Raw genomic sequence first — 25,185 nt, 5'->3', positions numbered from 1 at the left:
AAATAAATTTGAACAAACTAAATAAATTAGTATTATTGTGCCAATAAAGTTAGTAAAACTTTTCAGGGCGACAAAAAAATAACGTTAAATAATTTTCAACATATGAATAATTACATCTATATCTTAACCGATTGCAACCGTACCTGCTTACACGTTGGCATGGCACAGGACCTTGAAAGGGCGATTAAAACCTATAGAGAAGCTCCGGGCTTATTTTTTGATGCATGTGCAAAAGTTTCCCGCTTGGTTTACCACGAAGCGCTTCCTACCGAAGAATCTGCCTTACGCCGGTTCAGGGAATTAAGCACATACACCCGTATGCAAAAAGAAAAACTCATCCGGAAATATAATCCCAATTGGGTCGATCTCGGGTTGGTAAGACCGTTGAATGCCTTCGGCTCAAGCGGCCTTACCAACGCCCGGTTACATTTAAGAAGCTAAGCCGGTCCTGGGCGTCCTCAGGGTGCCCAATTGGGCGGCCACGATGTGCAAAATAGCAAATTACCACCCGGGTGCAAAATTAAGCCCGAATGTGCCAAAGTTCACGTCAGTACGCTGAAACGGGAACGCATAGTAAGGCTCGAGCACCATGGCTCCAAATAAATTGACCCGTAAGGATACACCGGCGCTTAACGCAGGGATACGCTCATAAACATCTACCATCTGGCCATTTGATGCCTCCACAGTTTCCAGGTACCTGGGTGTGCTTCTAAATGCGACTTTGGAGCTACTATCCCAGGCAAGCCCGGCGTCAAAAAAGAAATTCAGGTCAGAAAACAACATATTGGATCGAAGCACAGCCAACCGTTCAGGGCCGGTGAATGGCAGCCGTACTTCAAAATTAAATACGGCAATGCGCGTTCCCATCAAACTATTGAAATTAAAACGCTGATCCATATTGTTCCTAAAAGAAGCACTTTCATAGCCCCGGATCAGGTGAGGGTATCCCAAAAACAGCGGAAATAATGCATCTTCATTACGGCCTGATCGCATATAGGTATACGCCCTTGCTGCAATGGTGACCGGTTGATACCGGTTATATTTCCGTAAGTCGAACGTATACGCCCTAAAGTTAAAATCACCGAAATACTGTTCCATCCCCACCCGGTAACGGAATCCCTGTAAGGGCGCAGCGATGCCGAACACTGCATTATCGCCGACAAACGAGGTATTGATCTGCTGGATGGTAAATGCATTGAAGTTGCCACCGAAGATGCCACTTGCTTCATCATTCGGCACCCTATCCCGACCGCCGTATCCGTAAAGGTAACTTTGCCACCAGCGATCCACCCGATAGCTATACCGCGCAAATGCCCCGCCCATTTCGAAACGGTGATGCCTTGAAAACGGGTATGCACCGAAAGCTTCCGCCTGCTGCTGGAATGTCCGGATGATATACGTATCCAATATCGGCTCCGGACCGTTTCCTACATCTCTTTGGCTATAGAGCGAATAGCCCGACATGAACGGAATGTGCGAGACGGCTCCGCCCCAATTTATCCGGCTCCGCTGGTTTATGTACGCGACCTGGCCGCCGAAATCATAAATTTCGCCATTAATGGACAGCGCGGCAAAGATCTGGTTATGGCCAAGGATGTCCGAAAACATTCCCTGTATGCCGCTGGCGATGCCGGCCCCGTACCGACTGCCCACCGCCAGGCCCATTCCGCTATTGGCCAAGTAGTCCAACTTGAAATTGGGCTTGTATGCGACCGATGAAATCTGCTTATCGCTGATACGCTGAAACAAGTTGAAATTACTCAGGTTGGCATTCACGACATCCACGCCAAGGTTTTCCGGAGGAGGCAGCATTGCGGCGTCGAAATTAACGACATAGGGATCGACCTCCTTCGGCTCAAACTCATCCACTTTCGCGTTATAGACACTGTATTCGTTCCGTCGGTAATAGGAATAGACGACGTCGCCATTAACCGAAAGGCTTAAGGCGGGAGAGTATTCCGTGATGCCACTGATGCCTGTGAAATATTCTGTCATCCGCTCAACCTTACGCTCAGCCAGCGTATACCGGTACATATTCCGGAAGCCGTCGCTATTGGAAAGGAAATAAATCTGGCTGTCGTCCGCAGAAAACTGAGGATTTAAATTATTCGCGCCCTGGAATACATCGACGTTTGTGATTTCGCCGGTTTCAACATCAACCATGGCAATATTCATGGGAATATCCACACTTCTTGTATCGGATTGGAGCGCTACGCGGTCGGTACTGAAAACAATGTATCTGCCGTCATGAGAAAAACTCGGTTGAAAATCCGAATACCAATCGTCGGTAAGCTGCGTCAGCTTTTTTGTATTCAGGTTATAGAGATAGATATCACTGTGGCCATTCTTCAGCCCCGAAAACGCAACGGTCTCGCCGTCGGGGGCCCATGCAATATTGGCAAACTCGGTGATATCCCCCATCGCTTCCAACGCCAGCGTTTTCCCATTCGCAACGTCCACAACCATGAGCTTGCTTCTACCCCGACTGAAGACACTGAAGGCAAATTTCTTACTATCCGGCGAAAAGGCACCCGCTGATTCCAAGTAACTGAATTCATCAATATCTGTATTGGTAAGCCTGCTGGACAATTTCCGGATTACGTCGCCGGTCTGGGCGTCCGCCAAAAACAAATCGATGCTGAACAAATCCCGTTCGGACATAAAAGCGACGTATTTGCCGTCGGGTGAAATCGCCGGCGATACATTCAGGCGGCCTGAATTCTTGCTGTTGATGATGGAGCGTCCTACCGGCGCTTTCCCCGTGTCAACCGGAAGGTTGCGGTAGGCATTCTCCATGCTGTTTCTCCACAGGTTGGATAAGGTCTGGGCATCATAGCCAAATACCCGCCTGATACCCATTTCATAGCCATACATGGCTGTCGCCTTAAATAACGGCATGATGACCGTATCCCCGTAGGTGGAGCCGATATAGGCCCAAAACGCCTGCCCAAACCGGTAAGGGAAATACCGGTTCATATTTTCGGTCATGGCTCGCAGGGATGGAATATCATTATTTATGTAGGCGTCACGCATCCACATGGCTGTAAACGCATCCTTTTTTCCGATGGAAAAATACTCCGCCATCCCTTCTACCATCCACAGGGGAATGTTACCTATATTTTCCAAACGAGTGGAATCGCCGCCTTCCATCAGTACCCGATATTGAAACGCATGCACCAACTCGTGTCCCAGTACATGCCGTGTCTGATGGTTAATCTGCATCACAGGCATCACGACCCGCGTCTTGAACGCTTCGGTAACACCTCCGGTACCTACTCCAATCTCTCCCTGGATCGTAGTCGTTTGCTGGAATTCGGGGTGATTGCTGTATAGGATAATCGGATTTTTACGCAAAAACGTATCCCTAAACACCTGCTGGTGCAATTCGTACCAAACTTCGCTTTCTTTAGCCAACCACCTGATCAATGTGTCATTTTGCAAATAATAGTGCAGATTAAAATGAGGCGTTTCGTAGACCTGGAATTTGAGCGACTTATATCGCATTTTATTTTGGCCGAAATATTGGGCCCGGGCGTTTAGGCCAATTGCGCTAAACATCAACACCAAACAACTATTCAGCAAGATAAGCTTGACAAATCGATTAAGGTACGTCATGGAAAATGGGTGTATAATCACAATGTCTAAATTAGAACGAATATCGGTGAAAAAGTTTAATTATTACCAACGGATATTATTTTTTTGACGGATACCGAATGCGAATCTTATTATTCGGGTGGGGCTCGGTGTGTGCGGCCGGCCCGTCTTGATCGCCATTCGCCTTGTGTTCTTCAGGAACCGGCGCTGTATTTTCAAACTGTTTTTTCAATTCTTCGACATCCACTGGAATTTCCACCGGGGAATCAGGCAACCTTAACGGTATGATCGTATCCAACAGCGTGCTGTCCGGACGGGAAATGCGTGGACTCGGGCAGTCGTATTTCCGGTTTATCGCTACGGCCGGTTCAGGAAACGGCCCGTAATCGTAATCCAATGAATCGTCATGATAGATTTTCTCCATAAACCGGCCGAACACCGGAAGCGCTGTGCGCGATCCCTCACCGGTCTGCGAATTTCTGAAATGAATACTCCGTTCGTCACACCCTACCCAAACACCCGTGACCAAATCCTTGGTAACACCCATGTACCATCCGTCTACATAATCTGACGATGTGCCTGTCTTTCCCCCTATCTGGTTTTTATTTCGCCACAAATCCCATTCCCAGAGCGCTTGAGAGGTACCTTCCGGTTCCTCCATGCTCCCCATGAGCATATAGCCCATCAGCCAGGCTACCTCCTCACTGATGGCCTGCGTGGCAGTTGTTTCAAATGTAGCTACAATGTTGCCGTTGTAGTCGACAATTTTTGATACCAAGATGGGTTCCACCTTTTTTCCACGGTTCATGAACGTTGCGTACGCATTGACCATCTCAAACACACTGACGTCGTTGGAGCCGAGGCTCACCGAAGGCACACTGGCCAAGGGGCTGGTAATGCCACAGCGTTCGGCCGCATCAACCACCTTGTCCCATCCGATTTCTTCGGTAATCTGAGCCGTGATGGAATTGACGGACCTTCCCATCGCCCAGCGTAATGACATTTCGCGGCCACTAAATACCCAGTCGGCATTTTTAGGCTCCCATACTTTTTCTTCCCCGTTTTCCGTATAGGTTATGCGCACAAACTTATCGACATATTTGTCGCAGGGCGACATGCCTGCTTCCAGTGCTGCGAGGTATGCAAATGGCTTGAAGGTGGAACCGGCTTGCCGCTTTGCCTGGAATACGTGATCATATTTATAGTACTGGTGGTTGATCCCCCCCACCCAGGCTTTTATTTCACCGTTATACGGATCCATCGTCATCAGCCCCGCATTAAGCATCATTGCGTAGTGTGCCAGCGAATCCATGCTGGAATACTGCACCTGCTTAATTCCATCCCACGTGAATACCTCCATAGGTTTGGGCAGGTTCAAGTAGTAAAAGATACTGTCTTTATTGCCTTTATACCGCTCATCCAACTGCTGATAATACGTTGTCCGCACGACGAGGTTTTCCAGAAAATCTTCAATAACATTACCTTCAGAATCCCGCCAGGGGATCTCGCCCTGCCAGGCATTTTCCAATCGCCGCTGCAAGGGCTTCATTTGTTCGGCCACCGCCTCCTCCGCATGCCGCTGTACCCGCGAATCAATGGTGGTGTATATTTTCAGACCATCCACGTAAATATCATATCCGTTTTCTTCGCACCATGAGGCCAGCCATCGTTCCACCGCCGTGCGCAAATAGGAATCACCGTTTCCAAGATCCTCGATTTCCCCGAGGTGCAATCCCAGTGCAGCCGCCCTGGCGGCTTCATACTCCTGCGCCGATATAAATCCGGCTTTATGCATCTGCCCCAAAACCACATTCCTCCGCTCAAGCGACCGTTCAGGGTTGCGTATCGGATTATAGAGCGTGGTGCCCTTCAACATACCAATGAGCACTGCCGCTTCTGCGGCAGTCAGTTCCTGTGTTTCCTTGTTGAAGTAACGCCTGGCCACCGTTTTTATACCGTACGCATTATTACTGAATGACACGGTATTGAGATACATGGCGATGATATCTTTCTTGCTATATTCCCCCTCCAGCTTGTATGCGGTAAGCCATTCTTTGAATTTTATGACCAGCATACGCACTCCGGGCACCTTATCCAGCAGCCCGACGGCCTGATTGTACCGGGTGCGGTATAAGTTTTTTGCAAGCTGCTGCGTGATTGTACTGCCTCCTCTCCGGTCGCCTTGCGCGGTGGATACGATGCTCGAGAAGATGGCCAAAAAATCCACCCCACGGTGTTTAAAAAAGCGAATGTCTTCTGTAGCAATCAGCGCGTTGATTACATTAGGCGAAATACTGTCATAGTGTACCGGGGAGCGATCTTCCTTATAATAACGGCCGATGAGCACGTGGTCTGCCGTATAGACTTCCGACGCCACGCTTTGAATCGGTTTACTGATATCTTTTGATGTCGGAGAATAGCCGAATAACCAAAGAAAATTCACTTCAACCATACAGACTATCAAAACAACCACATAAACGATTATTACAGCATAGCGTATATAGCGATTTCGTATCTCCTTAAACATCGCGTAAAGATGATGAAATGTTTTGATATTGCATACGGTTGTTCACCGCTTTATATTTTGTATTTACTCGTTATTCGTGAAAGTGTTTCTCGTTTTTACTGATGATCCGCTTATCCCAGACGATGTCAACGCGGGAAGCTTCACTGCGAATTGGGCAGTTTTTTACCCTGCAATAGTGACAACAGGCAGGCACGCAGGGATCAGCATGAATAAACAATTCAGCATTTGCATGCAACCCCCTATTAATCAGTTGATCGATAGCCGATACTTCATCATGAACTTTATTTAAGTCATAGTAATTGGGCAACGTTACATGACAATCGATATGAAGTTCGTGACCATAGCGCTGCACCCGCAGATTGTGCACATCTATCCAATCGTCCCTGCGATATCGCTGCAGGACGGCGGCCACGTCGCCTACCAACTTCATGTCAGACTCATCCATTAAGCCGGCGATTGACTTACGGAGCAGGTTATACCCACTGAACAAGATGTATAAGCCAAGCCCGATGGACAGCACGACGTCGATCCACGCCATTCCGGTAACATAGATGATGAAAAGCCCGACGAGTAACCCTGCGGTACTGTAGGCGTCGGTCTGTAGGTGCTTCCCGTCTGCCTGCAAGGTCAACGAGTTGAGCAGTTTGCTCTGTTTTACCATATAGGTGCCCAACGCAAAATTGACGATGCCCGTCAGCGCGACAAGCCCGATGCCTTCCAATAGGTTACCTAACGGCTCCGGCAAAAAGATATTGTACACTGCTTTTCCCAGAATCAGAACACCGGCGATAAAAATCAGCCCGCCCTCCAAAAAGACGGAAAAGAACTCAACTTTACCATGGCCGTACGGATGATTCTGATCCTTTGGCCGCGCCGACAGATGGATGCTGTAGAAGGCGAAACCTGAAGCCACCACATTCACAATGCTTTCCATCGCATCGGTCAGTATGGCATTGGAATTCGTCAGCAGGTACGCCGTAAACTTAGTCAACATCAGTACAACACCAGCAGCTAATGCGAAAAGAATGATGTTTTTCTGTTTATTCAAAACCGATGCACTTAAGATAATTGGCAAAGATAATGAATTAGCGCCATACCGGTTGGAGGCAAATTTCTTGGGCGATTCTTCATGGCAAAGAAGTTTTTTATAATAGTAGAAATTTAGCTAAGTTTGCGCACCATGAGTACACCATCTGTTCTTTCTGATAGGATCAATAATCTATCTGAATCCGCTACGCTTAAAATGACCAAATTGGGTCGCGAACTTGCAGCAAAGGGCGTCAATGTCATTAGCCTTAGTGTGGGCGAACCGGACTTCAATACGCCGGCGCATGTAAAACAAGCCGCCAAGCAGGCGCTTGACGAAAACTACACCCGCTATTCCCCGGTGCCCGGATATCCCGAACTACGTAAGGCCATCGCGAATAAGTTGAAAAACGAAAACGGGCTGGACTATGACGTTTCGCAAATCGTGGTCTCAACGGGTGCCAAACAGTCGCTTTCTAACGCCATCCTGACGTTGATTAACCCAGGCGATGAAGTCATCATCCCGACACCTTACTGGGTATCTTATTCCGAGATGGTAACGCTTGCCGAAGGCAAGTCGGTGTTTATCAATACCACAATCGACAGCGATTTTAAGATTACCCCCGAAGAGCTGGAGGCGGCCATCACCCCCAAAAGCAAATTATTCATGTTTTCCTCACCATGCAACCCTACCGGCAGTGTTTATACCAAGGCCGAACTTGAAGGGTTGGTCCGCGTGTTCGAAAAACATCCTCATATTTATATCATTTCGGATGAGATATATGAGCACATCAACTTCATTGGCAAGCATGAATCGATCGCTCAATTTGACAGCATCAAAGACCGCGTCATCCTCATCAACGGCTTCTCGAAAGCGTTTGCGATGACCGGATGGCGGCTTGGTTATTTGGCTGCCAGCAAAGAAATCGCTGCTGCCAACGACAAGCTGCAAGGACAAACCACGTCAGGTACTTGCTCTATTGCGCAGCGGGCCGGCATTACCGCCCTGGAACAAGGGCTGGAAACCGTGCAAGAGATGAAGGCGGCCTTTGAACGGCGCAGGGAATTGGTATATAACCTTTTGAAAGATATACCAGGTGTAAAGACGAATTTACCTCAGGGGGCTTTTTATTTTTTCCCTGACATCAGCTCGTTTTTTGGCAAAAAAGACGCACAAGGCCAAATTATAAAAGATTCGGCAGACCTTGCCCTGTACCTGTTGAACGAAGCTCACGTAGCGACCGTTGGGGGCGACTCATTCGGCAACAACAACTACATCCGCTTATCATACGCGGCCTCCGACGACAATCTCACGGAAGCATTGCGCCGGATAAAAGCGGCGTTGGCCAAATTGGCCTGACAGCATAACCGGGGCAAGACGAACTACCACATAAGCCGTAGATGGAACCGGGTCTCCAAACCCAACTCCGTTTACGGCTTACTTGCTCCGTATCGCCTCCACCGGATCAAGCCGCGCGGCCATAGCCGCGGGCACAATACCCGCAATAAGTCCAATTAGGGTAGACAATATAATGGTAAGCATCACCATTCCCATGTTGACAACAATGGTCAGGTCGAATGCAAACTTCACCAAAACCGTAAGCAGATACACAACAGACAACCCCATCAGGCCACCGATGAGGCACAAAGCGATGGCCTCGATAAGAAATTGCGACAGGATGAAATAGTTCTTGGCGCCTAACGACTTTTGGATGCCGATGATGTGCGTGCGTTCCTTGACGGACACAAACATGATGTTGGCGATACCGAAGCCCCCCACCAAGATGGAAAATATGCCAATAAAACCGCCGGCTGTATTGATGACCTGAAACATGGCATCCAATTGGGCTGTAATGATAGTGGTTTTGTTGAGTGAAAAATCATCTTCCTGCTGGGGACGCAACCGGTGAATGGAGCGCATAACACCGCGCAGTTCGCTTTCGGTTTCTTCCAATGATACATTTGGTGCGGCACTCACCATGATGGCTGGGCTATACCGCCGGATATTCACCACATTACGTGCAAAATTGAGCGGCACCATAATGACATTATCCATGGATACGTCAAAAATCATCCCCTCACCTTCCCTTTCAAATATGCCAATCACCGTGATTTTCCGCCCCAGCACCCGGATTGATTTTCCAATGGGTTCTGTGTTGGGGAATAAGCCTTCGGCTATGGTAGCTCCAATAACCGCCACATTCGTTCCCCGGCTCGATTCAGATTCGGTAAAATAACGGCCGTCCGCAATATCCAGCTCCCGGATGTCATACATTTCATGGGAAGCTGCCGTGACCGTTACCCCTGAGACGTTGTTATTGAGGTATTGCGCGGTCCGCCCACCGATATCAATAGAAAATGAGATAGCCTCTGCGGTGGTCATCCTCGCTTTGAGGGCTTCGTAGTCCCGAATGTCCGGCTCCGGACGGTTCACGTATTTCCACCACGGAAAATCCGGACCGCCATCCCATGGCCACTTCATGACGTAGATGGTCTTGCTACCTAATTTTTCGACACTGCTTTCCAAGTTTGCACGCAAGGTGTCTACTGCCGAAAACACGCCAATAATAATCAAGATACCAATCGTCACGCCAAGTAAGGACAGCAGGGTACGTGTGCGGTTTTCGCGCAGCGCCGAAAACGCAAAGCCAAAACTCTCTCCGATTAATTTCAGGAACAATATCATACACAGTTAAGACGGCCAATCATTCGTTAAGTTACAGCGAAGATAAACTAATTTTCCAGATAATAATTATACTTATCCTTCACATCGCGTATGAAATAATTTTGTAACTTTGCACGCTAATTTATATACGTTGGGCATATATTTTGTGCCGCTATCTAAAATTTTGCATCAACAATGAAGCTATCACAATTCAAGTTCAATTTACCCGAATCCCTTATCGCATACGAGCCAACCGAAAGCCGCGACGAATCCCGATTGATGGTGCTCGACCGTAAAACCGGCAAAATAGAACACAAAATATTCAAGGACATCCTCAATTATTTTGACGACAAGGATGTCATGATCCTGAATAACACCAAAGTGTTCCCGGCGCGTATGTATGGCAACAAGGAGAAAACCGGCGCTACCATCGAGGTATTCCTTTTGCGTGAGTTGAATAAAGAACTCCGGTTGTGGGATGTATTGGTGGATCCAGCGCGGAAAATCCGCGTGGGCAACAAGTTGTATTTTGGCGACGACGACTTGTTGGTGGCCGAAGTGGTAGACAACACAACATCTCGCGGACGCACTATCCGGTTCCTTTTTGACGGAACCGATGAGGAGTTTCGCCGCAATATTGAAATACTGGGCGAGACGCCACTGCCCAAATACATCAAGCGCAGGGCTACCCCGGAAGATAAATTCCGGTATCAGACGATATTTGCCAAGCATGAAGGTGCTGTGGCAGCCCCTACCGCAGGCCTGCATTTCAGCCGTGAGCTCATGAAACGCCTCGAACTAAAAGGCGTGGAATTTGCCGAAATCACGCTCCACGTAGGCTTGGGCACCTTCAGGCAGGTGGAAGTGGAGGACCTCACCAAACACAAAATGGATTCGGAGCAATTCGTAATCCCTGAAGAAGCCGCAAGGATCGTCAACCAGGCCATAGATGCCAAAAAAAGGGTATGCGCCGTGGGTACCACTTCAATGCGGGCCATTGAATCATCGGTGTCTGCGGACAAGCACCTAAAACCGGCTAACGAGTGGACCAGTAAATTTATTTATCCACCCTATGATTTCAGCATTGCCAACAGCATGGTTACCAACTTCCACACCCCTGAGTCGACGCTATTGGTCATGATTGCTGCGTTTGGCGGCTACGAAAATGTCATGAATGCCTATGAAATAGCCGTCAAGGAGAAATACCGGTTTTATAGCTATGGCGATGCCATGCTCATCATCTAAGCCGGCGAGTTTCGAAAAAATCATGAACTACGCGATCATCGTGGCTGGGGGTACCGGGAGCCGTATGAACGCGGATATTCCTAAACAGTTTCTGTCTTTGAAGGGTATGCCTGTCATGATGCATACCCTTCTTGCATTCCACAAAAGCCAAAGCTCACCCTGTATCATCGTCGTGCTGCATAAAGACATGCATGATTATTGGTCTGCACTTTGCGAAACATACCGGTTTGATATACCGCATACGTTGGTAACCGGCGGGGACAGCCGTTTCAGCAGTGTAAAAAACGGCATCGAAGCTATAAAATCCATGCATGCCAATTTGTCGAACAGCCTGATCGCCGTTCATGACGCCGCGCGTCCGCTGGTGACGCCCGCATTAATTGATCGGACGTACGAGCAAGCCTCGAATACCGGAACGGCGGCATTGGCCGTGCGAAGTATCAACTCCGTCCGGATTGTGAGCGGCAACGGGCTAAAGAACAACGCCTGCCGGCGGGAAACTGTTTACCTGATGCAGACTCCCCAAACATTCAACGGTGCTGTCTTATCCGACGCTTACGAGCAACCGGAGCATGAAATGTATACAGACGATGCATCTGTGGTAGAAAAAAAAGGGTATCCCATCTCAATCATCGATGGCGACACCCGAAATATTAAAATTACTTTCCCTGAAGATCTGCGTATCGCAGCGATACTCTTAGAGACAATCGATTAGGCAGCGCTTCGAATAACGCGCAGCAAAATCGCAATGATAGCTATCACCAATAAAACATGGATAATTCCTCCGGTGTAGTATCCACCAAAAAAGCTTATTGCCCAAACGATAACCAAGATCACGGCAATGATATAAAGCAAATTTCCCATAACTGTATAAGGTTAATGATTAACGATTATTTATACAGTACAACACCGGCATATAAAAAATGTTTGTCGGCGCCGTTGGTTTCAGGCCAGCTCCAGCGACAAGCCATCATATGCCAGGAAAATCCCTTCCGGCAGTTCGGCCTGTACCTCATCGTGGAGCCCCAGTTTGTGGCTAATATGGGTAAAATAGGTTTGTTCGGCGCCGACTTGCCCCGCAAAGGCGATTGCTTCGTCTAACGTAAAATGGGAAATATGTGCTTCCCGCTGTAGCGCATTGACCACCAATATTTTCGTCCCCCTGATTTTCTGCACTTCGGTGTCTTCCACCGTTTTTGCATCAGTGATGTAGGTAAAATCACCTATACGAAACCCCAGGACAGGCATCATGTAATGCATGACCTCAATCGGGATGATCGGCATCCCAAACAGTGAGAACGGCAATGAAGATATTTCGTGCAGGTTCAGTTGGGGGACACCGGGATATTTTTTGGCTGCGAAGGCATAGTAAAACTCCCGCCGAAGGGCTTCATGTACCTCCAGAGCGCCATAAATATCAATGGCGTGGCCCTGTTGGCGGTTGAAGGCCCGCACATCGTCCAATCCGGCAATATGGTCCTTATGCGAGTGGGTAAACAGAATAGCATCCAAGTGGGTGACGTGCTCACGAAGCATCTGATACCGGAAATCCGGGCCGGTATCGATGACAATATTTTTGCCATTCACCTGTATCAATACAGCCGATCGCAACCGCTTATCTTTAGTATTTAAAGAAGTACATACCGCGCAATCACATGCAATCACCGGGATACCTTGGGATGTTCCTGTTCCTAAAAATCGTATGGTCAAATCGTTAGCTTAGTTTGTTTGATACTGCGCAAAAATTGCTTTTGCTTCTCATCGAGTGTCCCACTATCCGTCGGCATATCACGTAATATGCCCATCAGCGCACCGATTTTCATCTCCAGATTCGAAAATCGATTGACGACGACCACTTTACTGCTCTGCAGCACGCATGCTCCTGTCTTGAAGTTCCCTTTTTCGTACCGCACCCTGTATCCCAGATCTTTCAACAGGGCTTCCAGTTTATCCAGACTATGTTGCGTATTCGGTAACAACGGCAATCATTTTTAGTTCTGCCAAAATACGATTCGTCTGATGAAATCGCAAAAGTGTTTTATCCACAATAGCCGTGAGCCGGCATTAACGGCGGTTGACGATTACCCGTTTGATAAAGTCCTGCATAAAACCCAATCCATAAGCTACCAACTGGATGAATGAGGCAGCCACGCTGAGCAGTGCCACCCACGTATCTCGTGTCCTTGCCCAGGCATGGAAAAAGATCAGCGTAGCGTAGGCAAGCAGCAGTATATTGCCGGCAAAAGCAAGTGTACAACCTGCACCTGCGATGGCATTCCATGCATTGAGCCCCGCCACAATCATCAGAAAGCACACAAATGCCGCCGGAAAAAAATGTACCAGCTTCAGTTCGCGCGGAAAATGTTTATAAATATTGATTCTGGCCCGACCGAAAAAATGCAGCTGCTTATAAAACTGCCAGAAATCCGTCCGCCGCTTATGATATACCAACGCTTCGGGAATTAACCCGATCTTAAAACCCGAAGCCTGGATCCGAATGCTGTATTCGATGTCCTCCCCCAGCCGTGTAAGCTTGAATCCGCCTATCCGCTCCCAGACTTTCCTTGACACCCCCATATTAAAGCTCCTTGGATGAAACGTCCCCAGATGTTTCCTGTTTCCGCGGATGCCACCTGTAGTAAAAGGCGACGTCATGGAATAACTGATGGCCTTTTGTACCGGAGTAAAGGACTCATGGGCTGCATCGGGACCACCAAAGGCATCCAGCGGTGTCTTTTTTAGAAACGCGACGACGTTGGAAAGATAATCCGGGGGAATGAGGCAATCGGAATCAAAAACAATAAAATAATCGCCCTTGGCACGCGCAAACCCGAAATTACGTGTAAACCCCTGCCCCTCATTGGGCTTACTATAATAATGTACGTCCAGGCTGTCGCTGTAGCGTTCGACAATGGTTCGCGCGTCATGCATGGAGCCATCCTCAATAACCAGTACCTCGAATGCCGTGTAGCGTTGATGGGTAAGACTTTCCAGCAGCTCATTAATCTCCTGGGGCCGATTGTACAACGGAATGATGATGGAAAAAAACATAGAACAGGAAAGCCAACCTAAAATCGAAAATTTAATATCACAACGCTAACATCAAATCACTTTCTCAATCTGGTAATTGTTGCGATCGGCGCTGTTGCGGGAAACCAGTTCGGCAATAAATCCGGTCAGAAACAGCTGTGTTCCCAAAATGATAGCCACCAACGCCAAAAAAAACAGAGGTTGGTCGGTGACGTTCCGGTAAGGACTTTGATTGGCTATGCTGATCAGTTTTTCAGCGATAAGCCACACGGCAATGATGAAGCCGGCCAGAAAACTCAACACGCCCATTGTACCGAAAAAATGCATCGGCCGCTTTCCGAATTTGCCGACGAAGAATATCGACAGCAAGTCCAGGAACCCCTTGATAAATCGCCCCGGTCCGAATTTCGTCTTCCCGTATTTCCGCGGGTAATGTTGCACGACCTGCTCATCAATACGCTTGAAGCCCGCCCATTTGGCAATAACGGGAATATAACGGTGCATCTCACCATACACCTCGATATTCTTCACCACGTCCTTCTTGTAAGCTTTCAGTCCGCAGTTGAAATCATGGAGATTATGGATACCTGACATCCCCCGGGTGACTGAATTGAACAGTTTGGTAGGAATGGTTTTACTTGGCGGATCATGGCGCTGCTTTTTCCAGCCTGATACCAAATCAAACCCCTCCATGGCAACTCTTCGGTATAATTCGGGGATTTCATCAGGACTGTCCTGTAGGTCGGCGTCCATGGTGATCACGACGTTGCCCTGCGCCGCCGCAAATCCAACATTGAGTGCTGCCGACTTGCCATAATTGCGCCTGAATTTGACACCGGTAATTCTCGCATTGACAGCTTTTAACTCCTCAATAACTTCCCAAGAGCCATCGATGCTGCCATCGTCTATCAATATAATTTCATAGCTGAACCGATGGTCGTCCATCACACGCTGTATCCAAGCCGTTAACTCGGGCAGCGACTCCGCTTCATTGTATAAAGGAATAACGACAGAAATATCCATATCCATAGTCATGCGACGTTGCAAACTTAGCTAAATCGCATGACATTATCGGCTACTCTTCATCGACCTGGGCAAATATGGGCGGATTCCGCTTGAAAATTGCCGCAAAAATCAGTGCACCGATAAAATACACAATGGCCGCGATGGCCAAGCCCTGAATGAGATCGACCAAGCTGGGATTCACCTGCTTTTCAATACTTTTCTCAGCTTCCTCGATCATCTTATCGATAACCTCCTGGTCTGAGCTAAAGGCCTCCGCCATCCGCGTGGTAGCGTTCAGCGATGCTTCCCGCATCATATTGGCATAATCCGGCTCTATCCATTTGGCAAAGGCTGTCGTAAACAGCGTATAGATCACGACCTGCACAAAGAACATCAGGAAGATATTCCCCAGCGCTTCCCGAAACGACCAATAACCGCCGATTTTTTTCCGAAGATCCAGCGTGAAATAGACCGCCAACCCGATTCCTACTGCAATGGAAATAAAGCCAAACACGGGACTGGCCAGTGTTGCCGGAGATGCGTAATACACCAATAGGAAAATAATGACGTTGATCGCCGCCCATATCAGCGCGTTGTTAACTGCAATTTTCCTGGGGTTAACTTTTTCAGCTGTGTTTAGATTTGTTGTCATGGTTCTTTATTTTTGAATTAACGACTATAGGCTACCAGTAAATGATATACGGCCTTGTCAAACGCAGGATTTATACTCGCCGCAATATATTCCTCCCAGTCCTGTGCCGTGGGGCGCTGCTCATAGAAGAATCCCATCATGGGATAGAACAATTCAGCCAATTCCGTGTCCTGGGAGATTTTCGCAGCCACCTCGGCGATTTCGTCATAGGAACTATCCACGAGCAATTGGTTGGCAATGACTGGCTCGTAAATCCGATGCTCATCCTGGAATTCATCCTCATCCACCAACAAAAATTCTTTGAGGTAATCCTCCAGCTGCGGTTCGATAGCTTCATCTGCACATTCGCGCAAATAAAGCAGCAAATTCAACACTTCCGTTCCCCGGTCAATGGTCTGGTCTTCGATGGCTTCCCATTCGTCCGACTCCAGGTAGTCGCCCTCCAATTTTTCCACATCCGCAGCGAAAAAATTCATCAACAGTAAATCGAACGCGATCTCCCGCAGTTCTTCTAATTTGGGGTGGTCGTCAAACGCCTCATCCAATAGCGCAACCTTCTCCAGGTAGGGTACGTCTGCTTCAAACACGCCACTGAGCTGAGCCGATAGGCCATCAACGCCGACGCCCGCTATTTCGCCATAAGATTGTAGAGCTGCCTCAAGAGCCCGTTGTATGTGAAGATCCATAGTTAGTGCTGTGTGTTTACCATTTGACGCTTATTAACCGCCATTGTTACCTGGCCCGTTAATTCTTTTCCAAGCAACGGGCTGTTGCTTGACTTAGACCGGTTGGTACGCTGGTCAAAACGCCAGCGTCTTCCGGTATCAAGCAAAATAAAGTTTGCCATTGCCTGCTCTTGAAATTCCGGAATGGGCAATCCCAATATACGCCGAGGGCCAACAGCCAGTTTGTCTACGATCAAATCAACCGATAATCCGGCCTCCAAGGCGAGTGGCAGTACGGTTTGTAGACCAATGATTCCTTCTGCCGCAACCTGAAACTCGACCTGTTTGAACTCGACTTCATGAGGCGTATGCTGCGACACAATGGCGTCGATGGTACCATCTTCAAGCCCTTTGCGCAGCGCCATCACATCGGTATCCGTCCGCAACGGCGGGTTTACTTTGTAGTTGCTATCAAAACCGACGACCAATTCGTCCGTCATGATCAGGTGGTGCGCCGCCACATCACAGGTTACCCGGATACCGCTTGCCTTTGCGTTACGAATCAGGTTGACGCTCTCAGCGGTACTGATTGTCGTGAAGTGTATCGCCGCTTCATTGTATTCAGCGAGATGCAAATCGCGGGCAACCATCAGTTCTTCCGCCAGATTGGGGTTACCTTTCATTCCAAGGTAAGTACTGGTAACGCCTTCATTCATCTTCGCTCCACCAGCTACCGAAGCATCCTCGGGATACGATACTATCACGCCGTCAAAGCCCTTTGCATACAACAATGCCCTGCTCATCAGCCCTGCTTGCTGCACCGGTCTGTCGCCATCGCCGAAGGCGACGGCTCCCGCCAATTTCATGTCGTACAATTCAGCCAGTTCCTCCCCTTGCCTTTTTTTGCTGATGGCACCTATCGGAAATACATCAACCGGCAACGTCTTTGCCCTGTTTACAATCAATGCTACCTCCGACCGGCTGTGTACCGGAGGTTGCGTATTGGGATGAACGGCCACTCCCGTGAACCCTCCCGCAACTGCCGCTGCACACCCCGACAAGATATCTTCCTTGGTTTCCAGCCCCGGCTCCCCAAAATTGGCATTCATATCAAAAAAGCCAGGGGCAACGTATTGCCCACTTGCATCAACAACAAGCAGCTGGTCATGTTCAACCCCGATATGAGGCGCTATCTTGACGATTATCCCGTTTTCTACCAGGATATCCACTTCTTTACCATGAAAAGGTGAGTTGCGAAAGGCTACTTTGGCCGATTTGACAAGTAAGTTATCCATGTATATAAAAAGAAGAATAAGGCGTTAATAGGACAAGAAAGGCGATTTTCAAAGGAATTATGGCAACGAGCACATTCATTAAAAAACAAAAGTACAAAATTGACCGTATTGGCAAGGGTTTATTTTGAAATATTCGTTTTCCCCGGCAGTCAACTTCCCCATTCGTACCCGTTAGTTTCCAGCCCCGCCAACCCCAGTGCCCGATCCACCACCGTCGTAGCGAGTTCCTCAAAATTTGCCGGAAGGCTGTAAAAAGATGGACTCGCCGGACAAATGATGCCTCCTGCCTCGGTAACGGCGACCATATTACGCAAATGAACCAAGCTTAGCGGCGTTTCCCTTGGCAATAAGATGAGCCTGCGCCGCTCCTTCAGCATCACGTCCGCGGCACGGGTAGTCAAGTCAGACGAAGTACCCCCAGCGATGCGGGCCAATGTACCCATAGAACATGGGCATACGATCATCGTGTCAAACTTGGCTGAGCCCGATGCAAACGGGGCATAAAAGTCGTTTTTTTGGTAAAATGAAAAAGGATATTTGGCATAGTCCTCATTGTTCAACTCGAATTTCCAGACGTCCTTTGCATTATCGGACATGACGACGGCCACAGTTTCCAGCTGGGATTGGAGACGCGAAAGCTTATCAAGCAATACTTTGGCATAAATAGCACCACTTGCACCGGTGACGGCAACAATTATTTTTCTGGACATCCGCTTAAAATAATGGCCAAAGCTATAAAAAAATAGCCCAAGGTGATGACTTGGGCTCAAGAAAAATCGGATTAAAGCAATCTCATCGCGATCGGATTTCCTTCCGCATAAACGAAACGTAGGATAAGACGAAGCAAATGACCGTTGCCGCAATCAATCCTGTTAACTGCGGCCAAACAATCAGCAAGCTCTGCCCCAGGGGCAGTGGGCTCGGTATCGCCCCATAAGCCTGCTCCATCGTCAGCGGACCCAAGCTTCGTACCGAGGGACTCAGCAACGTCGTCGTGGCATCCGTATACAGCTGGCTCGGGACGACACGCATTAAATTAAGCACAAACTGCTGGTGGCCTATCAGCTGTTGCGGAGACGCCATTTCCGAAGGCATCATCGCCCGGGCGACGAGATTCACGATGATCTGGTAAAACACCGTGAAGAACAGCCAGATAGCTATGGCCGTGAGTGCCGAAGTAGCAGCCTGCCGAAACCGAATAGACAAAAAGACAGACAGGTTGAGCCAAAAGGCTACATACAACACACTCAACAGCAAAAAAAACACAACCCTTAAAAACTCCTCAGCAGTGGGCGGTATCCCAATGATGACCATGCCAAACCCCATCACCAAAAAACCCAACGCGAAAAACATGACGCCAATGACTACAAATGCCGCCATAAACTTGGCATTAATCAGGTAATCGCGATGGATGGGTTGGGCCATGATGCGGCTCAACGTGCCCGAATTCTGTTCGGAATTAATTGCGTCAAAACCAAGGCCTATTCCCAATAGCGGGCCAAGAAACCCGATGAACACATGAAAGGGCGGCAACGAACCGTCTGACAACGTAAACAGCTTTAAGAAAAAGTAAGGATCGTCGGCATCATTAGCTTTTGCCGCTTCATCGACCAGGTTGGTTATCGACGTATAGAGCGAACCAAAACAGGTCAACAATATTAAGAAAAGCAATACGTTGAAACGCCAGCTGCGTACATGGTCAGCCACTTCTTTCTGGACAATCACCCAGAAAGGATGGGTAACGCCATTCATCCGCCTCTCCCTTACCCGCTCCAGGTAGCGGCTGGACGAGTCTGCCAACTTCGCCGCCCAGGGCCTGGTCTTCAACTGCCTGACGGCATTATGCAGTTTTTCCATATAGCTCCCCTCCTTCAAAGTATTTCGTGTAAATATCATCAAGCCCGTATTCTTTCATGTTGAGGCTCTTCAATCCAAACCCAGAATCGACAATTGTCTGCGCAACCAAGGTGGTCACATCTTGGGTACTTCCAATGTAAAACCGATTGCCGTCCACTCGTACGGATACCACTCCCCGCAATCCAAGCAACCGCGCCCTCAATCCCTCTGCCAGCGGCCTACCGTCGGTTGTTTCCGTCCGCTCAATACGGGCCTCGGTGCTGTAGGGTTCCTTATCGGAAAATAACGCCTTCGATAACTCAGCAATATTCCCCTGTGCAAGTAATTTTCCAGCCACGAAGATCCCTACCCTATCACAAACCTGCTGCACCTGATGCAGATGATGTGAAGAAAGCAATACCGTAATCCGTTCTTCGCGGCTGAGGGAAACGATCAAATCAAGAAATTCACGTACGCCTATCGGATCGATTCCCAGTGTTGGCTCGTCGAGAATAATGACCTCCGGATTTTTTACCAGCACATCGGCCAACCCTAAACGCTGACGCATACCACGGGAATATTTGCCCGCTTTTTTCGCGGATGCTTCGCGAAGCCCTACCCGATCAAGCAGCCTGTCTACCCGTTTCTCCGCCTCCCGCCAGGACAGCCGGTTGAGCCTGGCGGTATATAATAGGTTGTCGCGCCCGCTCAATTGTTCATAAAACCCGACGTCATCGGGCAAGTACCCCACTCGCCTTTTCACCTCGATTGGATTCACGGTGGAGTCGATGCCGCATACGCTTACTTTGCCGGATGTCGGCTCAGTAAGCCCAAGCATCATGAGGATAGTCGTCGATTTACCGGCGCCATTTGGCCCCAGCAAGCCAAATACCTCACCTTTCGTAATGGAAAGGTCGAGACGATCTACCGCCGTAAAATCGCCATACTTCTTGGTTAGCCCCTTCAGCTCAATAATGGTGTCGCTCACGGCTTACCTCCTTCCGTATTTGCGGAACAAATAGTACACGCCACCCGCGGCGCCGAGGATAATCAATATGCCCAGCCAGCCCCAAAGCAAGGGCGTGCGGACCGCCATCCGGAAGGATGCCGTGGCTGACTTCTCGGGGGTCTTAGCCTCCATATTGACTACGTAATCACCGGCGATAGCTTTTCTGCTGGCGTTGATTGTCGCAAAAACCTGTGCATGTTGCCCCGGTGCAATCACATCAATTTTACTGGGCTCAAACTGTACGGTCCAATCCACTGGCGCAGAAGCTTTCATTTCGATGTTTTTCAGCGGTGCCGATCCCGTATTTTTGACCAGCATCTCCACTTTTTTATTGCTGCCTGCGGTGATGTTCGTGCTCAACCTTCCGGAAGGTGTGGTCAGTTCCAAACTATACGAGCCGGTAATTACCACCTCAAGTTCCAGGTTGGATGACATTCCGCTTGCGGAAGCCACGACAGGAATTTTGTACTTTCCTGCGCCAAGGTGATCGGGTGGATCCAGTTCGATGGTGATATTCTGCGTTTGATTCGGCCCCACATTAACCGATGACACCTGCTTGCCATTGGCCCGGAAAAGCGCATTCCAGCCCTGCGGGACCTGGGCCCTCAGCCCATAGACCTGCTCCTCACTGGATGGGTTCCGCAGTGTAGCGTTGAATGTGAAGGTCGAGTTTGCCGCTCCCTCCATATTGGCCTGGTCGGTATTAAACTCTGACTTAAAGCTACCCTGCTCCGACACCACCACCGTCAGCGGCAATTGGCTCATTCCTTTGGCAACCACTTGAAAACGGTAGGTGCCCTTATCTACTTTATATGGCACCTGTACCTTGAATGAAAAGTTCTTTTTTTCCTTAGGCAGTACGGCAAGCTGTTCCACCGACCATCCACCGGATTTGAGCTCATAAGACCATCCTTCGGGAAGGCCAACAACAGCAATCTCAGCGCTTCTGACGCTGCCGCCGTTGTTGATGACGTCGACGGAATAATCAATGGACTCGCCAGGCGGGACGGAAATTTTCGTGTAGGGAGTATAAAGCGTAACACCTTGTGCCACAGCTTTTTTACAAACCAATTGAATCGGAATTACTCCACAAAAACAGAAAAATAAAAGAAAGATTTTAGGTAAAGTATTGGCACGTGCTAACATAAAAAACTAACTATTAATTTAGAATGATAAACAGTACGCGCGCAAAAATAGAAATTCACCAAAATATCAAAAATATTTTTTACATTTTTTAACATTTGGCTTCAGCGGGTGTATGAGAGACATCCATTTGCTCAAATTCAAAATTACCGTGCTGCCGATTTAAGCCTCGCATGAAGACAAAAAAAAGGGCCGAATAATAGAATATTCGACCCTACATCTACCTATGAAAAACATGCCCTTTGGGAGGGCATTACAAAAGTACAGCTAAGAATGAGGATCCAAAACAAATAACGTGTTAAAAAACGTTTTTGTAGATGTAATACTACAAGAAATGACTACAAGACGTCCTATACCTTGTTTTTGATGGCGGTGAAGCGGCGATTAGACACCTTTTATAGGCGACGATTCGTGCAGGTTTAATATTTTTTTAGTTAATTCGTCCCTGAATTTTAATTGTAGATTTATCCAAACTGAAAACATGAGCCTTAGTCAACTCGAAGAATACATCGAAACGGGCAATAGCCTAGCCATTGACAATTTGCTACGTAGCGACCCAAGCTTAGGCAAACAAAAAACCAGTCACGATATATCCCCGCTGTTATTGGCCTGTTATTACAACAAACCTCAAATTGTCAGTGTTCTATTGAAACATATTGATGAATTGACCATCCATGAAGCTGCGGCAGCCAATCTTTTGGAGCAGGTACAGGCGATGATTGATGACAACCCACATTTATTGGATGAAGTCTCGGATCATGGCTTCACCCCGCTGGGACTCGCCACACACTTTGGAAACGAAAATGTCGTACGGTATCTTCTGGCGAAAGGCGCCGATCCCAATATACAATCCCACAACGGTTACAATGTATATCCCCTCCATGCGGCCATCAGTTCGGGGTTTGACAACATTGCCAAAATGCTGATTGAAGCAGGTGCCGAGGTAAACGTTTTCCAGGCATCGCGGATCAGCCCGCTCCATTTGGCTTCCCAGACCGGCAACATCGATCTGATCATCCTGTTGTTGGAAAATGGTGCACTTATCGAGGTCAAAAATGATATGGGCAAGACCGCATCAGACTTAGCGGCGGAGAAAGGGCATGTCGAAATCGCTAATATTTTAAAAGTCTAAACGTCCCAAAGCCGATGGCGCATACGTTTGATGTAATTCCGGAAATCCAGCACTATCCCGGCTAAAAAGTAGAAGATGATCGGAAATCCTACAGCCAGGAAGGAAGTGTAAATAAAAAACAAGCGAAGCTTGGATATGGAAATACCTAAACGTTCGCCGATATAGGTGCATACGCCAAATGAACGTTGTTCAAAAAAGAGAAGAATCCGCTTTACCATCACGCATCGTTTTAATCAATTGTAACCCTACCCCGCAATCCAAGCATTTTTTCCTATCGCAATAATATGCTTTCATTTGTAACAAAGCCTGCGAATCAGCGGCTTGTTCCGCATGCACGCCCAGCGCCGAAAAACGCCTGATAACAGCATTATCCTCGGCTTTCAGGTGCTCCAACAGGACAATAGCCCGGTAAAGATACGCTTCTTTACCAATATATTTACCATAAGCAAATAAAATACCAGTTATCGCATTAATTAGCAACACATCGATAGCCTGCGCCCCCAATTGGTTGCTGTGTGCGGGCGCCGGCGTATCAAACCGGTAATGGCGCTGCCAATAAGGGTGCACGGGCAGCTTATCAAACCATGCTTTCAACACCGCTACTTCTTTGTTGTCAATAATGGCAGAAAATAAATGTACGGCATATTGGCAAAGTGCGGCAAACTGCGCGATACGCATGGTGGGAAAATTCGCGGGGCGGATACGCATAAATTTCCATACGGTCGCATCGACCGGCGTTAATGCATGGAGCTTCCGCAGGTAGCCATATTCTTGCTGCAGCATCCGCGGATAATCGTCGCTGAAATTAACACGTTCAAGCATACCGGCCTGACCGAAGAACAACGCTTCCACCGCGGCCGGATGATCCTTGTGTTTAGCGACTATGCCGCGCGGCAAGCTACGGGCAAGCTGTTCGAAAGCTTGCGCATTCACCTTGAATCCGAAGCTCCGCGCCATCCAGATGTAGCAGGTCTCTTCCCAGTCTCCTTTTTGTTGGGTGAGTAGATCAAAGACGGCAGAAACCCGCCGTTCCAGACGTTCGATTACCAGCCGGGACAGCCATTGGGACAACTGGAATGACGGTACGGCATGAATGCGCCGCTCACAAGGTATCCAATGCCTACCGGCCATCAGCTCCCGGTATCGGCCCAGAATATTTTCCGGCACCAACGGCCCCAGTTCGAGGGTTTCGGGAGGGATGCCATCCTCGCGTTTTATAGGCCGGTCATATTCATAGACGACATGCAAAATTACATTGTTATACGCCCTGTCAAACTGGTGGCGATGAACATCCCAATCAGAAGCCCGTACGTGTATCTCCACGTTCCCCGCCCACTCGGTATCGCCAATTCGTATGCGCGCGCCAAGAAAATCAGGACCAGCATCCCGGTTGTACATTCCAGCATCCAATACCGTAACAGTTTTTCCCGATACCGTAAGGACATGCCGCGTACTGTAAAGGCGATATCTCCAAACGAAATGTAATATGTCTTCTGGCAAGGTCATTCCTTTCGGCTTTAGGTAATGTATGCCAAAGATAAAAGTTTCAGCGAAAAGCCCAAATTTTTAGCGCATGGTAGGCGCGCTTAGCAGCCCGTTCAATAGTAATCAAACCAAGACACGACATCCGTCTGTTTAAGTGCCAACTTAGCCTGCTGATCACAATCCCGGATAATCTTGCCATTTTCCATTTGGATAAGCCGTGTCCCGTAACGTAGAGCCTCAGCAATATTATGTGTCACAAGCAATGCCGTGAGGTTATTTTCGCGAACAATGCGATCAGCGATTCCCATGACTTCCCGTGCTGACCGGGGATCCAGTGCGGCGGTAGGCTCATCGAGCAAAAGGATATCCACGTCTGCCATCGTTGTCATCAGCAGGGTAAGCGCCTGTCGCTGCCCACCACTCAATGTGCCCATAGGTTGGGCAAGCTTGTGTTCTAATCCCATCCCCAGTGTCTCCACTTTTTCGGCAACGGAACGCTTAAATGCAGCGTCTGCCCCGAGTTTCAGCCATTTGGGCACCCGGCGCAATGCCGCCATCCGGAAATTGTCGAGAATACTCAATGACGATGCCGTACCGGTCAACGGGTTTTGAAAGACACGTGCTATCCATTGGCTCCGCCGATAATCAGGCAGCCGCTGGATTTCCCGGTCATTAAGCAATACTTTGCCCCTATCCGCATATATACTGCCTGCAATCAAGTTGAGTAACGTGCTTTTCCCTGATCCGTTGGCCCCCACAAGCACCGTAAAACTTCCTGCTTCCAATCGAAGCGTCGTATCCTGTACCGCGATGACTTCGGTCGCTTTCCCCGGATTAAACACTTTTGTGATACGTTGAAGCTGCAGCATATTTACC

General features: G+C 48.5%; 24 protein-coding genes. 5 read left to right on the top strand and 19 right to left on the bottom strand.

Annotated features, from left to right (window positions below):
• The first annotated feature begins 102 nt into the window (after nucleotides 1-102).
• A complete protein-coding gene (locus JHJ32_RS04805; protein WP_079718324.1) occupies nucleotides 103-441 on the top strand; it encodes a hypothetical protein in 339 nt (112 codons plus the stop codon).
• A gap of 60 nt (nucleotides 442-501) precedes the next feature.
• Here the strand turns inward: JHJ32_RS04805 and JHJ32_RS04800 are convergent, their stop codons facing one another.
• The 3 genes from JHJ32_RS04800 to JHJ32_RS04790 all read right to left on the bottom strand — a co-directional run bounded on the left by JHJ32_RS04800 (nucleotide 502) and on the right by JHJ32_RS04790 (nucleotide 7,169).
• A complete protein-coding gene (locus JHJ32_RS04800; RefSeq protein ID WP_233632476.1) occupies nucleotides 502-3,615 on the bottom strand; it encodes a DPP IV N-terminal domain-containing protein in 3,114 nt (1,037 codons plus the stop codon).
• A gap of 76 nt (nucleotides 3,616-3,691) precedes the next feature.
• Entirely contained in the window at nucleotides 3,692-6,046 is a 2,355-nt protein-coding gene (locus JHJ32_RS04795) for a penicillin-binding protein 1A (protein WP_370584472.1), read from the bottom strand.
• A gap of 145 nt (nucleotides 6,047-6,191) precedes the next feature.
• Nucleotides 6,192-7,169: a cation diffusion facilitator family transporter gene (locus JHJ32_RS04790; protein WP_200120155.1), complete on the bottom strand. Its 978-nt coding sequence runs from the start codon at nucleotides 7,167-7,169 to the stop codon at nucleotides 6,192-6,194.
• A gap of 132 nt (nucleotides 7,170-7,301) precedes the next feature.
• On the opposite strand from JHJ32_RS04790, the gene JHJ32_RS04785 reads away from it, so the two are divergent.
• On the top strand, nucleotides 7,302-8,507 hold the full coding sequence (locus JHJ32_RS04785; RefSeq protein WP_176146260.1) for a pyridoxal phosphate-dependent aminotransferase: 1,206 nt from the start codon (nucleotides 7,302-7,304) through the stop codon (nucleotides 8,505-8,507).
• A 78-nt stretch (nucleotides 8,508-8,585) separates the two neighbouring features.
• On the opposite strand, the gene JHJ32_RS04780 is transcribed toward JHJ32_RS04785, so the two are convergent.
• Nucleotides 8,586-9,833: an ABC transporter permease gene (locus JHJ32_RS04780; RefSeq protein WP_079718327.1), complete on the bottom strand. Its 1,248-nt coding sequence runs from the start codon at nucleotides 9,831-9,833 to the stop codon at nucleotides 8,586-8,588.
• Between the two features lie 174 nt (nucleotides 9,834-10,007).
• On the opposite strand from JHJ32_RS04780, the gene queA reads away from it, so the two are divergent.
• Together queA and JHJ32_RS04770 are read left to right on the top strand one after the other, a co-directional pair.
• Nucleotides 10,008-11,057, top strand: coding sequence for a tRNA preQ1(34) S-adenosylmethionine ribosyltransferase-isomerase QueA (gene queA, locus JHJ32_RS04775; protein ID WP_079718328.1), 1,050 nt, complete (start codon nucleotides 10,008-10,010; stop codon nucleotides 11,055-11,057).
• 22 nt (nucleotides 11,058-11,079) lie between these two features.
• Entirely contained in the window at nucleotides 11,080-11,772 is a 693-nt protein-coding gene (locus JHJ32_RS04770) for a 2-C-methyl-D-erythritol 4-phosphate cytidylyltransferase (protein WP_079718361.1), read from the top strand.
• Here the strand turns inward: JHJ32_RS04770 and JHJ32_RS04765 are convergent.
• From JHJ32_RS04765 to JHJ32_RS04710, 12 genes are all read right to left on the bottom strand, one after another.
• On the bottom strand, nucleotides 11,769-11,921 hold the full coding sequence (locus tag JHJ32_RS04765) for a lmo0937 family membrane protein (protein ID WP_139378774.1): 153 nt from the start codon (nucleotides 11,919-11,921) through the stop codon (nucleotides 11,769-11,771). The two genes, JHJ32_RS04770 and JHJ32_RS04765, sit on opposite strands and share 4 nt — an antisense overlap.
• Nucleotides 11,922-12,002: 81 nt before the next feature.
• On the bottom strand, nucleotides 12,003-12,767 hold the full coding sequence (locus tag JHJ32_RS04760; protein ID WP_200120153.1) for an MBL fold metallo-hydrolase: 765 nt from the start codon (nucleotides 12,765-12,767) through the stop codon (nucleotides 12,003-12,005).
• Nucleotides 12,764-13,036, bottom strand: a complete 273-nt coding sequence (locus JHJ32_RS04755) for a hypothetical protein (RefSeq protein ID WP_079718362.1) — start codon at nucleotides 13,034-13,036, stop codon at nucleotides 12,764-12,766. Before JHJ32_RS04755 ends, JHJ32_RS04760 begins: the two co-directional genes overlap by 4 nt.
• Before the next feature lie 85 nt (nucleotides 13,037-13,121).
• Complete coding sequence (locus tag JHJ32_RS04750) at nucleotides 13,122-14,108, bottom strand: glycosyltransferase (RefSeq protein ID WP_200120151.1); 987 nt, start codon at nucleotides 14,106-14,108, stop codon at nucleotides 13,122-13,124.
• A 51-nt stretch (nucleotides 14,109-14,159) separates the two neighbouring features.
• Nucleotides 14,160-15,110 carry a glycosyltransferase family 2 protein gene (locus tag JHJ32_RS04745; RefSeq protein ID WP_079718363.1) on the bottom strand — a complete coding sequence of 317 codons (951 nt, stop codon included), beginning with the start codon at nucleotides 15,108-15,110 and terminating at the stop codon, nucleotides 14,160-14,162.
• Between the two features lie 52 nt (nucleotides 15,111-15,162).
• Nucleotides 15,163-15,744 (bottom strand): DUF4199 domain-containing protein, encoded by a 582-nt coding sequence (locus JHJ32_RS04740; RefSeq protein ID WP_200120149.1) that lies wholly within the window; start codon nucleotides 15,742-15,744, stop codon nucleotides 15,163-15,165.
• Nucleotides 15,745-15,761: 17 nt separating this feature from the next.
• Nucleotides 15,762-16,430, bottom strand: a complete 669-nt coding sequence (locus JHJ32_RS04735; protein ID WP_200120147.1) for a hypothetical protein — start codon at nucleotides 16,428-16,430, stop codon at nucleotides 15,762-15,764.
• Between the two features lie 2 nt (nucleotides 16,431-16,432).
• On the bottom strand, nucleotides 16,433-17,704 hold the full coding sequence (locus JHJ32_RS04730; protein WP_079718333.1) for a dihydroorotase: 1,272 nt from the start codon (nucleotides 17,702-17,704) through the stop codon (nucleotides 16,433-16,435).
• A gap of 149 nt (nucleotides 17,705-17,853) precedes the next feature.
• The gene (locus JHJ32_RS04725; RefSeq protein ID WP_079718334.1) at nucleotides 17,854-18,414 is read right to left on the bottom strand and encodes a UbiX family flavin prenyltransferase; all 561 of its coding nucleotides are present in this window, start codon (nucleotides 18,412-18,414) and stop codon (nucleotides 17,854-17,856) included.
• Nucleotides 18,415-18,496: 82 nt separating this feature from the next.
• On the bottom strand, nucleotides 18,497-19,561 hold the full coding sequence (locus JHJ32_RS04720) for an ABC transporter permease (RefSeq protein ID WP_233632475.1): 1,065 nt from the start codon (nucleotides 19,559-19,561) through the stop codon (nucleotides 18,497-18,499).
• Nucleotides 19,545-20,528: an ABC transporter ATP-binding protein gene (locus tag JHJ32_RS04715; protein ID WP_079718335.1), complete on the bottom strand. Its 984-nt coding sequence runs from the start codon at nucleotides 20,526-20,528 to the stop codon at nucleotides 19,545-19,547. Before JHJ32_RS04715 ends, JHJ32_RS04720 begins: the two co-directional genes overlap by 17 nt.
• 3 nt (nucleotides 20,529-20,531) lie before the next feature.
• Nucleotides 20,532-21,602, bottom strand: a complete 1,071-nt coding sequence (locus JHJ32_RS04710) for an NEW3 domain-containing protein (RefSeq protein ID WP_245827008.1) — start codon at nucleotides 21,600-21,602, stop codon at nucleotides 20,532-20,534.
• Between the two features lie 571 nt (nucleotides 21,603-22,173).
• Here JHJ32_RS04710 and JHJ32_RS04705 point away from each other — a divergent pair.
• The gene (locus tag JHJ32_RS04705; RefSeq protein WP_200120145.1) at nucleotides 22,174-22,824 is read left to right on the top strand and encodes an ankyrin repeat domain-containing protein; all 651 of its coding nucleotides are present in this window, start codon (nucleotides 22,174-22,176) and stop codon (nucleotides 22,822-22,824) included.
• On the opposite strand, the gene JHJ32_RS04700 is transcribed toward JHJ32_RS04705, so the two are convergent.
• The 3 genes from JHJ32_RS04700 to JHJ32_RS04690 form a co-directional block, all read right to left on the bottom strand.
• Nucleotides 22,821-23,042: a PspC domain-containing protein gene (locus JHJ32_RS04700; RefSeq protein WP_079718338.1), complete on the bottom strand. Its 222-nt coding sequence runs from the start codon at nucleotides 23,040-23,042 to the stop codon at nucleotides 22,821-22,823. The genes JHJ32_RS04705 and JHJ32_RS04700 overlap by 4 nt on opposite strands.
• Entirely contained in the window at nucleotides 23,014-24,330 is a 1,317-nt protein-coding gene (locus JHJ32_RS04695) for a DUF2851 family protein (RefSeq protein ID WP_200120143.1), read from the bottom strand. The genes JHJ32_RS04700 and JHJ32_RS04695 overlap by 29 nt, the downstream gene beginning before the upstream one ends.
• Before the next feature lie 92 nt (nucleotides 24,331-24,422).
• On the bottom strand, nucleotides 24,423-25,178 hold the full coding sequence (locus tag JHJ32_RS04690; protein WP_079718340.1) for an ABC transporter ATP-binding protein: 756 nt from the start codon (nucleotides 25,176-25,178) through the stop codon (nucleotides 24,423-24,425).
• Nucleotides 25,179-25,185 lie beyond the last annotated feature (7 nt).

The sequence above is a fragment of the Parapedobacter sp. ISTM3 genome, from assembly GCF_016533505.1.
Lineage (GTDB): Bacteria > Bacteroidota > Bacteroidia > Sphingobacteriales > Sphingobacteriaceae > Parapedobacter > Parapedobacter luteus.
This window is presented reverse-complemented; position numbering and strand designations above follow the sequence as displayed.

What these genes read in the sequence shown, in the direction of transcription:
- JHJ32_RS04805 (WP_079718324.1), top strand. Translation starts at nt 103, where the DNA reads ATGAATAATTACATCTATATCTTAACCGATTGCAACCGTACCTGCTTA.
- JHJ32_RS04800 (WP_233632476.1), bottom strand. Translation starts at nt 3,615, where the DNA reads ATGACGTACCTTAATCGATTTGTCAAGCTTATCTTGCTGAATAGTTGT.
- JHJ32_RS04795 (WP_370584472.1), bottom strand. Translation starts at nt 6,046, where the DNA reads ATGGTTGAAGTGAATTTTCTTTGGTTATTCGGCTATTCTCCGACATCA.
- JHJ32_RS04785 (WP_176146260.1), top strand. Translation starts at nt 7,302, where the DNA reads ATGAGTACACCATCTGTTCTTTCTGATAGGATCAATAATCTATCTGAA.
- JHJ32_RS04780 (WP_079718327.1), bottom strand. Translation starts at nt 9,833, where the DNA reads ATGATATTGTTCCTGAAATTAATCGGAGAGAGTTTTGGCTTTGCGTTT.
- queA (WP_079718328.1), top strand. Translation starts at nt 10,008, where the DNA reads ATGAAGCTATCACAATTCAAGTTCAATTTACCCGAATCCCTTATCGCA.
- JHJ32_RS04770 (WP_079718361.1), top strand. Translation starts at nt 11,080, where the DNA reads ATGAACTACGCGATCATCGTGGCTGGGGGTACCGGGAGCCGTATGAAC.
- JHJ32_RS04765 (WP_139378774.1), bottom strand. Translation starts at nt 11,921, where the DNA reads ATGGGAAATTTGCTTTATATCATTGCCGTGATCTTGGTTATCGTTTGG.
- JHJ32_RS04750 (WP_200120151.1), bottom strand. Translation starts at nt 14,108, where the DNA reads ATGTTTTTTTCCATCATCATTCCGTTGTACAATCGGCCCCAGGAGATT.
- JHJ32_RS04745 (WP_079718363.1), bottom strand. Translation starts at nt 15,110, where the DNA reads ATGGATATTTCTGTCGTTATTCCTTTATACAATGAAGCGGAGTCGCTG.
- JHJ32_RS04740 (WP_200120149.1), bottom strand. Translation starts at nt 15,744, where the DNA reads ATGACAACAAATCTAAACACAGCTGAAAAAGTTAACCCCAGGAAAATT.
- JHJ32_RS04735 (WP_200120147.1), bottom strand. Translation starts at nt 16,430, where the DNA reads ATGGATCTTCACATACAACGGGCTCTTGAGGCAGCTCTACAATCTTAT.
- JHJ32_RS04730 (WP_079718333.1), bottom strand. Translation starts at nt 17,704, where the DNA reads ATGGATAACTTACTTGTCAAATCGGCCAAAGTAGCCTTTCGCAACTCA.
- JHJ32_RS04725 (WP_079718334.1), bottom strand. Translation starts at nt 18,414, where the DNA reads ATGTCCAGAAAAATAATTGTTGCCGTCACCGGTGCAAGTGGTGCTATT.
- JHJ32_RS04720 (WP_233632475.1), bottom strand. Translation starts at nt 19,561, where the DNA reads ATGGAAAAACTGCATAATGCCGTCAGGCAGTTGAAGACCAGGCCCTGG.
- JHJ32_RS04705 (WP_200120145.1), top strand. Translation starts at nt 22,174, where the DNA reads ATGAGCCTTAGTCAACTCGAAGAATACATCGAAACGGGCAATAGCCTA.
- JHJ32_RS04700 (WP_079718338.1), bottom strand. Translation starts at nt 23,042, where the DNA reads ATGGTAAAGCGGATTCTTCTCTTTTTTGAACAACGTTCATTTGGCGTA.
- JHJ32_RS04695 (WP_200120143.1), bottom strand. Translation starts at nt 24,330, where the DNA reads ATGACCTTGCCAGAAGACATATTACATTTCGTTTGGAGATATCGCCTT.
- JHJ32_RS04690 (WP_079718340.1), bottom strand. Translation starts at nt 25,178, where the DNA reads ATGCTGCAGCTTCAACGTATCACAAAAGTGTTTAATCCGGGGAAAGCG.